Source organism: Lentibacillus sp. Marseille-P4043, from assembly GCF_900258515.1.
Classification (GTDB): domain Bacteria; phylum Bacillota; class Bacilli; order Bacillales; family Amphibacillaceae; genus Lentibacillus_C.
This window is the reverse complement of record NZ_LT984884.1, coordinates 3,396,214-3,408,487: the sequence shown is the minus strand read 5'-3', so window position 1 is coordinate 3,408,487 and position 12,274 is coordinate 3,396,214. Positions and strand designations below refer to the sequence as shown.

Annotated in this window: 16 protein-coding genes; 9 read left to right on the top strand and 7 right to left on the bottom strand. The window is 39.9% G+C overall.

Annotation, left to right across the window (positions count from 1 at the left end):
- On the top strand, nt 1-644 hold a 644-nt coding region (locus C8270_RS20315), incomplete at its 5' end, for a hypothetical protein (protein ID WP_199794694.1).
- Between the two features lie 222 nt (nt 645-866).
- On the opposite strand, the gene C8270_RS16905 is transcribed toward C8270_RS20315, so the two are convergent.
- From C8270_RS16905 to C8270_RS16895, 3 genes are all read right to left on the bottom strand, one after another.
- Nucleotides 867-1,763: a ClpXP adapter SpxH family protein gene (locus C8270_RS16905; RefSeq protein WP_106497959.1), complete on the bottom strand. Its 897-nt coding sequence runs from the start codon at nt 1,761-1,763 to the stop codon at nt 867-869.
- 17 nt (nt 1,764-1,780) lie between these two features.
- On the bottom strand, nt 1,781-2,161 hold the full coding sequence (locus tag C8270_RS16900; protein WP_106497958.1) for a globin domain-containing protein: 381 nt from the start codon (nt 2,159-2,161) through the stop codon (nt 1,781-1,783).
- A gap of 157 nt (nt 2,162-2,318) precedes the next feature.
- Entirely contained in the window at nt 2,319-2,891 is a 573-nt protein-coding gene (locus C8270_RS16895) for a CYTH domain-containing protein (RefSeq protein ID WP_106497957.1), read from the bottom strand.
- Nucleotides 2,892-3,155: 264 nt separating this feature from the next.
- Between C8270_RS16895 and C8270_RS16890 the strand changes: the two genes are divergently transcribed.
- The 3 genes from C8270_RS16890 (at nt 3,156) to C8270_RS16880 (ending at nt 5,538) form a co-directional block, all read left to right on the top strand.
- Nucleotides 3,156-3,764 (top strand): GTP pyrophosphokinase, encoded by a 609-nt coding sequence (locus tag C8270_RS16890; protein ID WP_106497956.1) that lies wholly within the window; start codon nt 3,156-3,158, stop codon nt 3,762-3,764.
- 66 nt (nt 3,765-3,830) lie between these two features.
- On the top strand, nt 3,831-4,640 hold the full coding sequence (locus C8270_RS16885; protein WP_106497955.1) for an NAD kinase: 810 nt from the start codon (nt 3,831-3,833) through the stop codon (nt 4,638-4,640).
- Between the two features lie 13 nt (nt 4,641-4,653).
- Entirely contained in the window at nt 4,654-5,538 is an 885-nt protein-coding gene (locus C8270_RS16880; protein ID WP_234028584.1) for an RluA family pseudouridine synthase, read from the top strand.
- Here the strand turns inward: C8270_RS16880 and prpE are convergent.
- Together prpE and C8270_RS16870 are read right to left on the bottom strand one after the other, a co-directional pair.
- Nucleotides 5,522-6,262, bottom strand: coding sequence for a bis(5'-nucleosyl)-tetraphosphatase PrpE (gene prpE / locus C8270_RS16875; protein WP_106497954.1), 741 nt, complete (start codon nt 6,260-6,262; stop codon nt 5,522-5,524). The genes C8270_RS16880 and prpE overlap by 17 nt on opposite strands.
- A gap of 87 nt (nt 6,263-6,349) precedes the next feature.
- A complete protein-coding gene (locus tag C8270_RS16870) occupies nt 6,350-7,525 on the bottom strand; it encodes an FtsW/RodA/SpoVE family cell cycle protein (RefSeq protein WP_199794693.1) in 1,176 nt (391 codons plus the stop codon).
- 204 nt (nt 7,526-7,729) lie between these two features.
- Between C8270_RS16870 and mgtE the strand changes: the two genes are divergently transcribed.
- Together mgtE and C8270_RS16860 are read left to right on the top strand one after the other, a co-directional pair.
- Nucleotides 7,730-9,094, top strand: coding sequence for a magnesium transporter (mgtE, locus tag C8270_RS16865; protein WP_199794692.1), 1,365 nt, complete (start codon nt 7,730-7,732; stop codon nt 9,092-9,094).
- 178 nt (nt 9,095-9,272) lie between these two features.
- Nucleotides 9,273-9,797, top strand: a complete 525-nt coding sequence (locus C8270_RS16860; RefSeq protein ID WP_106497952.1) for a CotO family spore coat protein — start codon at nt 9,273-9,275, stop codon at nt 9,795-9,797.
- Nucleotides 9,798-9,845: 48 nt separating this feature from the next.
- On the opposite strand, the gene C8270_RS16855 is transcribed toward C8270_RS16860, so the two are convergent.
- Nucleotides 9,846-10,370, bottom strand: coding sequence for a CotY/CotZ family spore coat protein (locus C8270_RS16855; RefSeq protein ID WP_106497951.1), 525 nt, complete (start codon nt 10,368-10,370; stop codon nt 9,846-9,848).
- Between the two features lie 209 nt (nt 10,371-10,579).
- Between C8270_RS16855 and C8270_RS16850 the strand changes: the two genes are divergently transcribed.
- The 3 genes from C8270_RS16850 (at nt 10,580) to C8270_RS16840 (ending at nt 11,450) form a co-directional block, all read left to right on the top strand.
- A complete protein-coding gene (locus C8270_RS16850; protein ID WP_106497950.1) occupies nt 10,580-10,801 on the top strand; it encodes a hypothetical protein in 222 nt (73 codons plus the stop codon).
- A gap of 64 nt (nt 10,802-10,865) precedes the next feature.
- A complete protein-coding gene (locus tag C8270_RS16845; RefSeq protein ID WP_106497949.1) occupies nt 10,866-11,072 on the top strand; it encodes a hypothetical protein in 207 nt (68 codons plus the stop codon).
- A gap of 63 nt (nt 11,073-11,135) precedes the next feature.
- Nucleotides 11,136-11,450 carry a hypothetical protein gene (locus C8270_RS16840; protein ID WP_106497948.1) on the top strand — a complete coding sequence of 105 codons (315 nt, stop codon included), beginning with the start codon at nt 11,136-11,138 and terminating at the stop codon, nt 11,448-11,450.
- A gap of 58 nt (nt 11,451-11,508) precedes the next feature.
- Here the strand turns inward: C8270_RS16840 and C8270_RS16835 are convergent, their stop codons facing one another.
- Nucleotides 11,509-12,213, bottom strand: a complete 705-nt coding sequence (locus C8270_RS16835) for a YetF domain-containing protein (RefSeq protein ID WP_106497947.1) — start codon at nt 12,211-12,213, stop codon at nt 11,509-11,511.
- Between the last annotated feature and the right edge of the window lie 61 nt (nt 12,214-12,274).

Here is a 12,274-nt window from a genome sequence, read left to right as displayed (position 1 = left end):
AGAGCAGAAACAACGTCGCGAGAGAAGAAACATCGGCGCGAGAGAGGAAACATCGGCGCGAGAGTAGAAACATCAGCGCGAGAGAGGAAACATCGGCGCGAGAGAGGAAACATCGTCCCGAGAGAGGAAACATCGGCGCGAGAGCAGAAACATCGTCCCGAGAGAGGAAACATCGGCGCGAGAGCAGAAACATCGTCCCGAGAGAGGAAACATCGTCCCGAGAGCAGAAACATCGGCGCGAGAGCAGGAACATCGGCGCGAGAGTAGAAACATCAGCGCGAGAGCAGAAACATCGTCCCGAGAGAGGAAACATCGGCGCGAGAGCAGAAACATCGTCCCGAGAGAGGAAACATCAACCGGAAAGCAGGAACATCAACCCGAGAGAGGAAACATCGTCCCGAGAGCAGAAACATCGTCCCGAGAGAGGAAACATCGGCGCGAGAGCAGAAACATCACGAGAGCAGAAACATCGTCCCGAGAGAGGAAACATCGGCGCGAGAGCAGAAACATCGTCCCGAGAGAGGAAACATCGGCGCGAGAGTAGAAACATCGGCGCGAAAGCAGAAACATCGTCCCGAGAGAGGAAACATCAGCGCGAGAGCAGAAACATCGTCCCGAGAGAGGAAACATCGGCGCGAGAGTAGAAACATCGGCGCGAAAGCAGAAACATCGTCCCGAGAGAGGAAACATCAGCGCGAGAGTAGAAACATCAGCGCGAGAGTAGAAACATCGTCTCGAGAGCAGAAATATCGTCCCGAGAGCAGAAACATCGTCCCGAGAGAGGAAACATCAACCCGAGAGCGGAAACATCAACCACGACAATACAAAAACACAAAAAACAGTCCGCCAAAGAGGCGAACTGTCGTTTATTCTCCAATATACTTCCAAAACGCCCCAAATTTAACTGGAATTTTTTCAGCGGTTCGTTTTAGTTGTAGTTTTTTCATTTCTTTATCAGCTTTTTCGGTTGTCCAGTCATATACAACAGCCACTTCTTTGTTTCCCACTACATCGAAGTCAGCCAAAAAATCTTCTAAAGATGGTTTCTCAGCAGGTATAGGGTCTTTTTGTAACATTTGCTTTAAGACACGTACATAGATGTCATACGGGTAGAGGCCGGAAATTTTGATACCGTGTTGCTCGATGATTTGGTTGAAAAAGACGATGGTGGGGATGTAGTCGACTTCCATTTCTTTTGTAAGCTTTAGGTCCCCTTGAAAAGCTTTCTTTGCAGAAGTCGAGTACAAATCATTCTTGAACTCATCAAGATCAAGATGTGCCTGTTTGGCGCAATCCAATAAGACCTCTTCATCAGAAATATTTTGTTTTAATAAGAATAGATTTTCTTGTACTTTTCGCAAAAATAATCGTCCAGCTTTTTTCCCTTGGAGTTCAGCCGCTTTTATGGCAAGTGAGGCGACCCAAGGGGAGGAAACAGGGTTTTCAATCCATAAATCGCCATCACAGCACATTCCTGTTCGATTTGCTGTTTTTTCCCAAATAGCTTTGAGCTTCTTCGGCTTATCAAATATATCTTTATTTAAATTGTTTAAATGACCGCTGACAATTGGTCTAATGGTGAAATATTCTCCATATTCGATCGCTAATTTTTTTAGATACGGTTCTAATGACCAGCATTCAGGACAAAGTGGGTCGATAAAAACATAAATTTCAATCGGTTTTTGTATAAAGTCAATTAATCCGTACCCTGCCGATGTGTTAGTCTTGTTTGAGCTTGATAGCCCAGCATGTTCCCAACTCACATCGATTCTCCTTTCTGTTATTCCGGTGTGTTCATCATATGGTGTGCCGTCATGGTTAATTTCTCAAATATAGCTGTACGATATGGTTCTTCAATTTCTGCTTCTTCTAGTGCGGCATGCATGCATTCCAGCCATGCGTCCTTTCTTGATGGGGTGATTTCAAATGGTAAATGCCGCCGTCTCATCATAGGATTGCCGCGTTCTTCGGAATAAAGCCTTGGTCCTCCAAAAAACTGGGTGAGAAATAGTCGCTGCTTTCTTGCGGTTTCCGTTAAATCTTCTGGGAAAATCGGTACCAATTTCGGATGTTTCCCAACTCGTTTATAAAAAGCTGTTACAAGTCGATCGATTGTATCAAATCCACCAATTGCTTCGTATATTGTTCCAGTCTGATTCATAATCTTACTCGCTTTCCTTTTTATGTTTGTCTATATTGTAGCAACGTTCCCTACAAATGGGCAATTAATCTGATTGAAAACCAAAATAGAAGCGCAAGTTCGCAGCTATGTGATTCCCTTATTTAAACAATGCTACCTAAGCTTTAAGGCTCATTTCCTACTTCGGTAACGTTGCAAAAAATCGTTTAATTTTATTTGGTGTATCCCGTTTTTCAACTTGGTTATTTTCCAACACATCGGTAAAAACACGTATCCCAATTTCCTCTGTTGGTGCTTCTACTTCCAATTCGTAATCTGATGTCTGATTGTACATACTATAGTCAAGAACGAGCAGCGCATTATCATGTTCTACTTCCCGCCGCTCGGTTGTTAATTTACCATAGTATACTAATTTGTTTATCGGAATATGCAATGCCTGCAAACGTTTCATCACATGGTCTTTTTGAACGATGTTGCCATTTATCCAATCAGTGGCTTCTTCTTCTGTTAATGCGTCATGCGTTTCCAGCAACCCGTGTGGATGTGGTTCCTTTAGTGTTAAAACATAATTACCATGTTTTTTACGGATACGTAATGCACTGCCATTTTCCTTAAGTAAAAAATTGTCCGTTTCAAAATAATAGTTTGTTTGGCTATCAGCCTCCTTGGGAAAAGGATAGCGTTGTGAAATTTTTGTATATTCCGTGCTTGTTAACAAATTTTTATATTCAATTTCAACTTCTTGATTCATGTATGATCCTCCATAAGTTGCAGTAGATTATTATTGATTATCACGAATTATCGCTGATAATGCAAAAGTTATCTATTGTGACATGTTATGTTAAAATATAAAGGGTTATGAACAAAAGCTAAGATAGTGATGTTAGATGAGGGAAGTTTCGCTTCAGCTTTAGCGCTGGAGTAGACGTGGCTTGTTCTACCCGAGAACATATTAAAGCTAAATTTTATAGTTTTTATCCTATGAACGTTAGAAGATAGTTAGGTGGTGCGTAAATTGAATTGGGAAGCATTACTTGCACCTTATTCACAAGTTGTTGAAGAATTGAAAGTAAAATTAAAAGGCATGCGAGCACAATTTGAACATGAAAAAAGACATTCACCGATTGAATTTATTACTGGTAGAGTAAAACCGATACCAAGCATATTGGAAAAGGCAAAACGAAAAGGGATTTCTCTTGAACATATAGAGTGTGAGATTCAAGATATTGCTGGAGTGCGGGTAGTGTGTCAATTTGTTGATGATATTTATACAATCGTGACGATGCTAAGGTCAAGGAATGATTTAACCATTATTGAAGAAAAAGATTATATCTCCAATAAAAAAGAAAGTGGCTATCGTTCGTTCCATATGATTATTGAATATCCCGCCGAAACCATTCATGGGGAAAAAATAGTTCTAGCCGAAATTCAAATCCGCACACTGGCGATGAACTTTTGGGCGACAAATGAACATTCGCTGAATTATAAATATGAAGGTAGGATCCCATCTGATATTAAAGCAAGACTAAAACGGGCAGCGGAGGCCGCATTTAAATTGGATGAGGAAATGTCCAAGATTAAAAATGAGGTTCAGGAAGCACAGGCAATTTTTCATCGGAAATAGGGGATGCTAAAGCAGCAGTTTCCGACTTATAGAATTTATATTCAGGGATAAAAGGGGATGACACACGTGAAATTTGTTATTGTATCAAAAGGTGACGAACGGTCGAATAAAATTAAAGCGACGATGAAACAATACTTAACCGATTTTGATTTGGTGTATGACAAGCAAGAACCTGATCTTGTCATTTCAGTTGGTGGGGACGGGACATTGCTTGAAGCATTTCATCGATATGTACATAGGGCAGATGCGACATCGTTTATCGGAGTACATACGGGCCATTTAGGGTTCTATGCAGACTGGGTTCCAGATGAGGTCGAAAAATTAATCATTGAAATCGCCAAAACACCATTCCAGGTTGTGGAATACCCACTGCTTGAAGTAATTATCCGAGCAAAAACAGGTGGTACAGAGGATCGTTATCTGGCTTTAAATGAGGCTACGATAAAAACAGCGGATGGTTCTGTTGTATTCGATGTGGAAATAAAAGGAGAACATTTTGAAACATTCCGTGGAGACGGTTTGTGCATCTCAACACCTTCTGGTAGCACAGCTTATAACAAAGCGTTAGGTGGTGGGATTATTCATCCATCACTTGAGGCGTTCCAATTAACCGAAATGGCCTCGATTAACAACCGTGTTTTCCGGACAATTGGTTCACCATTAATTTTACCGAAACATCATACCTGTTTGTTAAAGCCAATTGTGGATCGGAGCTTTTTAATAACAATTGACCATTTCACGGAAACATATACAAATGTAAAATCAATTCAATGCCGAGTAGCGAAAGAGAAGGTACGGTTTGCGAGATTTCGACCATTTCCTTTTTGGAACAGAGTGCGTGATTCGTTTGTAACGGATGAAGATAAGAAAAAATAGAAGGTGACTTTTAGTGCAATGGACGATCAAGAAGGAACATGATGGAATGTCAATCCGTGATTATTTACAACAGGTGCAAGGGTTTTCGAGAAGGATTTTGAAAGGGATAAAATTCGATGGGGGTGAAATATGGGTGAATGGAGCTGCTAAAATGGTTAGTTTTTGCTTAACGGCCGGTGATGTCTTACAAATCCAATTCCCGCCTGAGATTATCGGAGCTGGTATGAAACCAGAAACATTACCACTGACCATTATCTATGAAGACGATGCCCTCATTATTTTAGAGAAGCCAGCTGGAATCGCTACAATTCCATCTATGAACCATGCATCTGGAACGATTGCCAATCGTTTATTGGGATATTACCAGCATCTTAATATCCCGTTTACCATTCATGTTGTGACTAGACTAGATCGTGATACGTCTGGTCTCATGCTAATTGCTAAACATCGCTATAGTCATTCGCTACTCTCCAGATCACAGAAAGAGGGGAAAGTAAAGCGACATTATCAAGCGATTGTGGAGGGAAGACTGCCAATGAACGATGGTACGATTGAACAACCGATTGGCAGGAAAACAGGGTCGATCATTGAGCGAACAGTGATCGAAACAGGAAAGCAGGCAATCACCCATTACCATGTTCTAGAGGCAACGACAGGGCATTCGTTACTTGATGTCAACCTGGAGACAGGCCGAACCCATCAAATCCGGGTTCATTTTTCCCATTTTGGCCATCCACTTGCAGGTGATGATTTGTATGGAGGATCGACTGCTCTGATGAAGCGGCAAGCATTGCATTGCTATCAGATCACGTTCGAACATCCATTTACAAAAGAAACAATGCAATTCCGGTCAGCAATTCCTGAAGATATGAGACAGTTACTTAGTCGAAATAGCTGAATTTCTCTTCAACTAGTGGCTGCTTTGATGGGACGGACACTGTTTCTTCCTCAGGCAAACGAAAAGCAGTTAGGGCGTTGCCGAATACACATCCGGTATCAATATTGATTGTTTTGTGGACTTTTCTTGGCTTCTTTACTGGTGTATGACCATAAACAATCCAACGGTCTCCATGATAATGTTTTGCCCAATCCCTTCTGACTGGACGCCCATCCGGATAAAATTCACCGGTCGTGTCGCCATAAAGGACGAAAGACTTCACTTTTTTATCGGTACGACCAATGAATGATTCCTTGATACCTGCATGGGCAACAATAGCTTGTACTTCCGTTATTTCTAAGTAGAGTGGGGCCTTCTCATACAGGGTCATGAATTGTCTTTTTATGTGGGTTTGGTCCTTTGTATCCAGAGCTAGATACTCCGCAACTGTCGTCTCCAATCCATGTTTTTGCATCACATTATTTCCTAAAAAATAGCGATAAAGTTTGTTGCAATGATTTCCCGGGACATATTTTGCTTTCTGCTGCTGCAAGACCATCTCGCTAACGAGTCTAATTACATCGATGGAATGTGGTCCTCTATCGGTAATATCTCCTAGAAAAACAGGCAGTCTCCCGTCTGGGTGGATAAAAATATTGTTCTGTTTTTGATAGCCTAGTGCATAAAACAATTCGTGCAATTCTTCAAGACAACCATGTATATCACCAATTACATCGATTTTCATAAAAATCACTCACCTTTAAAAATGATTATAGAAAAGAAATCGGCATATATTGCCGATTTCTTAAAAAATATTTAGTTGGCGTTCTTCCTATTCAAACATATATTTCCGTGTTCTTGAATGCACGTTCAGGACAATACCGATTGCCAGTAGATAAGTTAAGGTCGAGCTTCCCCCATAGCTTAAAAAAGGTAGCGGTAATCCAGTGATTGGTAGCAATTGGATTGACATCCCAATATTTTGGAATATTTGATAAGTAAACATCCCAATCATGCCTGTCACAAGGTAGCTTCCATAATTATCATTGCTTAATAAGGCAATATGAATGAGACGGTAAATTAATAAGAAGAATAATGTTACGACAAGGCTTGCACCGATAAAACCAAATTGTTCAGAGATCCCGGTAAAGATCATATCGGTATGTCGTTCTGGAACATATACCTCCATGTCACTGATACCTTTTCCGAATAATTGTCCAGATCCAATCGCAAGCATCGCATAGATGAGCTGGTATCCGGAATCTAAATGCTGTTCTGGATCGAGCCAACCATAAAACCTACTTGATACGTGTCCGAAAACAGATTCTTCCAGATAGTCAGCGATTGGTCCAGGGAAAAAGTACCAAGCCGCAAGTCCAGCTGCAATGACACCTATCCCAATCGCTAAGATGGAAAAGATAATTCGCCATCTTATTCCAGATACAAGCACCATACATGCGGTTATCGCCGCCAACACTAAAAAGCCACCTAAATCAGGCTGCACAGCAATTAAACCCATTGGCGGAAGTGCAATTATCATGATTTTGACTAACAAGTATAAATCACTTTTAATGGTACGATTAACATACTTATTGTTATGTTGGACCATCACATGGGCAATTGCCAACACTAAAATCACTTTCATAAATTCTGCAGGTTGAATGGTACCTAAACCTGGGAATTTAAACCAACTGACAGCATTATTTGCTTCATGGATAATTGGGGCGGGAAAGCGAAAGTATAACATGAGTAGCGACACCATACCCGCACCATATAATATCCAGGTGATTTGTTTGAATCGGTCATAGTCTAAAATCATCGTAAGTGCGATAAGAATTGCCCCACCAACATACCAAGCAAATTGCTTCAATACGAAGTTAGATCCATCATATTTCGGTGGTAGCGTTGGTTCTATTGTATGGATTGTAAATAAACTTACACACCCTAAAAGGATAACAATAAAAATTAATGTATAATCAATGTTTGAACGCATGTTTTGATTGTTCATTATAATTCCTTGCTTTCTGCATCATCACTGCTTGCTTTATTTTTTAAAGGATTAAATAGACTCCTTTATGCTAGTTTACACGAAATGGTGTATTTTTTTAAGCTATCTTATTGTATTTGCAAAAGTGAAATAATGGTATGTTGTTTGCAGTAGTTGATGACGGGGAAATAATGATATAGTATAGTGCGGAAGGAAGTGATACATATGGATGAGCTGAACGAATCGACCGAGCAATGGGAACATCTAAAAAGTGTCTTGGCGAACGAAGAAATTGGGATGTTTCGCGAAGAATTTATTGATATGCACCCATATGATCAGGCAAAATTTTTCATGAGTCAACCGAAAGAAATCCGTTTACAAATTTATCGTTATTTATCTCCAGAAGAAACTGCTGAAATAATGGAAAATATCGAGCTTGAAGATACAGAAGTTTTTTTCAGTGAAATGGATCCGCGATTTGCGGCGATGGTTTTTGCTGAAATGGCAACGGATGATGCTGTTGATATATTAAATGAATTGGAAAAAGATAAAGTCGCAAGTTTTCTAACCATTATGGATCAAGATGCTGCTGAAGAAATTAAACAACTTCTTCATTACGAGGAAAAAACGGCTGGCAGTATCATGACAACGGAGTTTATTGCTCTATACAAAACGCAAACAACAAGACAAGCGATGCTCGATTTAAAAAAAGAAGCGCCTGATGCAGAAACGATTTATTATTTATATGTGATCGACGAAGATAAACGACTTGTAGGAGTGCTGTCCTTACGCGATCTGATTATTGCTGAGGAAGATACATTGATTGGCGATGTGATGAGTGAGAAAGTTGTGTCTGTGTCTGTCGGTCTTGATCAGGAAGATGTTGCACAGATGATGCGGGATTACGATTTTCTCGCAGTGCCAGTTATTGATTTTCAGCAACATTTACTTGGAATCATTACGGTCGATGATATTTTGGATGTTATGGACGAAGAAGCAAGCGATGACTATTCCAAACTTGCGGGGGTATCTGATGTCGATCGACCGGATGAAAATGCGTTTGTATCTGCAAAGAAACGCTTACCATGGTTAATTATTTTATTATTTTTAGGCATGTTAACAGCAAGTCTAATCGGCCGATTTGAGGAGACGCTTAATAAAGTAACGATTTTGGCGATTTTCATTCCATTAATCGCTGGTATGGCTGGTAATACAGGGACACAGGCACTCGCTGTCGCTGTAAGAGGTTTGGCAACTGGCGAATATGGAAAATCCGGCAAAATAAAACTCATCATTCGCGAGGCTACGACAGGGTTAATCACCGGTACAAGTTGTGGGATCGTGATAACAATTGTGATTTACCTATGGAAAGGAGAAATTTTTCTCGGACTTCTCGTTGGCATTTCCATTATGGCAACACTCACCGTTGCAACACTGGCTGGGTCACTTGTTCCACTTTTGATGGATCGTTTGAAAATTGATCCCGCTGTTGCATCCGGTCCGTTTATCACAACCATTAACGATCTCATTTCCATTTTAATTTATTTTGGCATGGCAACTGCATTTATGGGCTTTTTAATAGGAGAGTGATTCCATCTTGGGATCGCTCTTTTTATTAGATGGATGACTCTAGGGTGATTTAATGGCCATTGTTAGTGGCAAGCAGCAAATGCAAGGACATCTCCTCTAGCACCTTACACCAAACACATTTCCAAACCTGGGTTCATATAATAAGTTGATTACTCGTATAAAAAGGAGAGATTGTTCGATGGTGAAAAAGAGATATGCTAGAGATCCATTGTTCTATATTCAGCAGCCGAAAATAACCAAACCGGAAGCACCAATGCAGCATAATTATTCTACTCCAAGAAACGCGTCAAAAGGCAAGCCGCAACAAAATAGTGATCAAACAGGGAGGACACAATCTTTAAAAGGAGATAATTTCCAGCACTTTCGCAACCCTCAGCCCGATGACGAAGATGGTGATGTTACTGAGTTTCAGCAAGAAGAAGACGATACCGAAGAACAAGATGGTGCAGAAGATCCAAAAGAAGAAGTGGAAAACAAGAATCGGCCAAAGTTTAAGGATATGAGCATCGAGGAGAAAATCAATTACTTTGTAAATACTCCACCACATATACCTAAACTAAAATGTGAAGTGAGAACAGAAGAAAAAGCTCATCGTGGAATTATGGTTGATCAAGAAGATGAAACCATTTTAATGCGCACTGGCAGAAGAAAAATTAGCGTACCTAAAAATGAAATTATCGAAATCCGTATGCTCGGTATGTAAAGATGGAGAAGAGGACGCGTGGTGGTCCTCTTCTTTATTTTTTGCTAATTAATGATGATGATGATGGTTAGAGCTCTCTATGACATTATTAAAAGCTGAAATTGCTGGTAGGCACGTTACATGGCAGAAGCAATTTACATCAACTGTCATGCAAATTCCTGTTGCACGCAATTGACAGCTGTTTTGATCGATTGGATCTGTCGGATTGCAATCAGTGTCGGTAGGATCTACTAGTAACTCAAGAATCGCACAGCAATCATCATCCACTTTTTTTACTCTGAAGTAGTAGCTGCTAACTACCTCGCCAAAGTCACAAGGGGTATTATTGTTACCGTTACTATTTCTGAAAGCACCATACCCCTTAAACGGCTTGCAACCATCTTGGCAATATAAGAGAACAGGAACTGTATCCAAATCATTTCCGTTGTCTTGTTCCCCAAGTAAATCATTAATGGATCTTTCGCAACTAGTGTCGCAGCAATTTTCTACTATATCGTTTTGTACATCCGCTATCTCTTTTAGAATGTCACATACACAGTTACCCGTATCAAATTCTTTTCCACAACAACCCATGAATTAATTTCTCCTTCCTAAATGTTTATTGACCTATTGTCCCTAATAGAATATGTCACTTCCCCAAGTTGGTGTGGGCATTCAACCTGACAGGAGGAGAAGAGTAAAATTTGATTAAAAAAGGGCGGATGTCCATACGTATGGGGAAATGTCTACATAGACTAATAACGACCAAATTTCTACCTAGAAATAGAAGGAGTGATAACGTAATGTCAGACAAGAAAAAAGTTATTCATGTGAAGGATTTAGTCATTAAAGCGGATAATGTCTATGTTGAACCTCGTCACCATCGCCGTTATGATCCGTTTTTTGGACCAGGGCGACAAATGGAAGAACAAGAAGATGTAGAATCCAGAAGTTATGATGACGATCACCATGATAATGATGATGAAAGTGGAGACAACCGAAGACCGCCGTTTTCTTGGATATAAATGACTATCAATAAAGGCAGCTAGCTTAGCTGTCTTTTATTTTTTATGAAAGGTGATAGATTACATGAACCAAAAACCCCATATTCCATGGTTAAAACATTTGCATGATATCGAAAAGCATTTAGAAAAGAATGAAAAGTGGTTTCAATATCCGGAGAAAAAAATGGACCGAATTGAGGAGGACATGACCAAATGGAATGAGGATTTTTTGCAAGGTATTACCCATTTGGAAAAGTTAATTGCGGAATTAGAGAAGAAAATGGAAGGTTAGTTGGTTACTTTGGCATAATTTTTCGAATAATCGGGTATAGTTAGATAAAGGAAGGACATAAATTTGATTGCATCTACGAATATGTATAAAAATGACTGGGAGGCGTTTCAAATGGGCTATGTGTTACCAATTTCGCAGTACCAATATACGGATTATAAACAGCGCGTCATTAAAGAAAAACAAGATCCTTTCTACATTGAAAGTCCATACAAAGTTATTTTAGATTCCCAGCATCAAGATATTCCACAAGAACATACACAACGAGCATCCACCATAAACACATCTAATGATCATGTTGAAAAACCTGTCCACGATGGAGCGGAAAAAGTATACGCTAATATAACCGGGAAAGGGCGGATTTTTAGTGAAAGCATATAAGTGGCCAAAGCCGTACCAGATGACGTGGTACGGCTTTGAGCTAGTGCATAAATTTAAGTTAGTCGTTTTGTTCTTGCTTTCGTTCCACGAATGGAAGAATGAATAGTTTTTTGTCTGGAACATATTCCGCAAAAAAAATATCTTTGACAGATTGGAAATTCTGTCTGTTTAATTCCGTATGTAACCATTCCTCATTGAGATTTGCTTCACGTAGATTATCCCACAAAATCTCACCATCATTGATTAAGGTTACAGCTAGAAAAGCATTTCCTGGTGCTACGTTTAAATCCTTTTTAGTAGGAGATTGATATTCTGGCTTTTTTAAAACAGACAGGCTACCATCAGATTCCAGGATTGCGTATTCTACTTCCTGAACAGAAAAGGCATTTTTTGATCGTAATAAGTGCTGAAGTTGGTTAATATCAAGCTTATTCTTTTTCATGACCTCTTTGATTAGCTGTCCTTTGTGAATTACAATTGCTGGATTACCTTCCAATAATCCGCGTGTGCGCTTGAATTTTTGTGTCACCAGTTCGGTAATGTATAACAAGACACCCCATAACACAACAACAAAGGCGATATCCATAATGCCTGCCTTTGGATCAAACAATGCATTCCCAACAAGCTCTCCTAAAACGAGGGCAGCAATAAAATCAAATGCCGTTAATTGTGAAATTTGTGTTTTTCCAAGAACTTTTGTCAACACGAACAACGCAAAAAAACCGAAAAGTGTCTCCCATAACATCGGCATTAAGCTATCCATCATACTCATCCCCTTTAATCATACATGCTTTATCATAACCGGAAGGAAATTAAATATGCGT

Bases quoted from the DNA above. Each gene is read 5' to 3' on its own strand.
- C8270_RS16850 (WP_106497950.1), top strand. From the start codon at position 10,580: ATGTCAGACAAGAAAAAAGTTATTCATGTGAAGGATTTAGTCATTAAA.
- prpE (WP_106497954.1), bottom strand. From the start codon at position 6,262: ATGAAAATCGATGTAATTGGTGATATACATGGTTGTCTTGAAGAATTG.
- C8270_RS16895 (WP_106497957.1), bottom strand. From the start codon at position 2,891: ATGAATCAAGAAGTTGAAATTGAATATAAAAATTTGTTAACAAGCACG.
- C8270_RS16855 (WP_106497951.1), bottom strand. From the start codon at position 10,370: ATGGGTTGTTGTGGAAAAGAATTTGATACGGGTAACTGTGTATGTGAC.
- C8270_RS16900 (WP_106497958.1), bottom strand. From the start codon at position 2,161: ATGAATCAGACTGGAACAATATACGAAGCAATTGGTGGATTTGATACA.
- C8270_RS16870 (WP_199794693.1), bottom strand. From the start codon at position 7,525: ATGAACAATCAAAACATGCGTTCAAACATTGATTATACATTAATTTTT.
- C8270_RS16860 (WP_106497952.1), top strand. From the start codon at position 9,273: ATGGTGAAAAAGAGATATGCTAGAGATCCATTGTTCTATATTCAGCAG.
- C8270_RS16845 (WP_106497949.1), top strand. From the start codon at position 10,866: ATGAACCAAAAACCCCATATTCCATGGTTAAAACATTTGCATGATATC.
- C8270_RS16835 (WP_106497947.1), bottom strand. From the start codon at position 12,213: ATGGATAGCTTAATGCCGATGTTATGGGAGACACTTTTCGGTTTTTTT.
- mgtE (WP_199794692.1), top strand. From the start codon at position 7,730: ATGGATGAGCTGAACGAATCGACCGAGCAATGGGAACATCTAAAAAGT.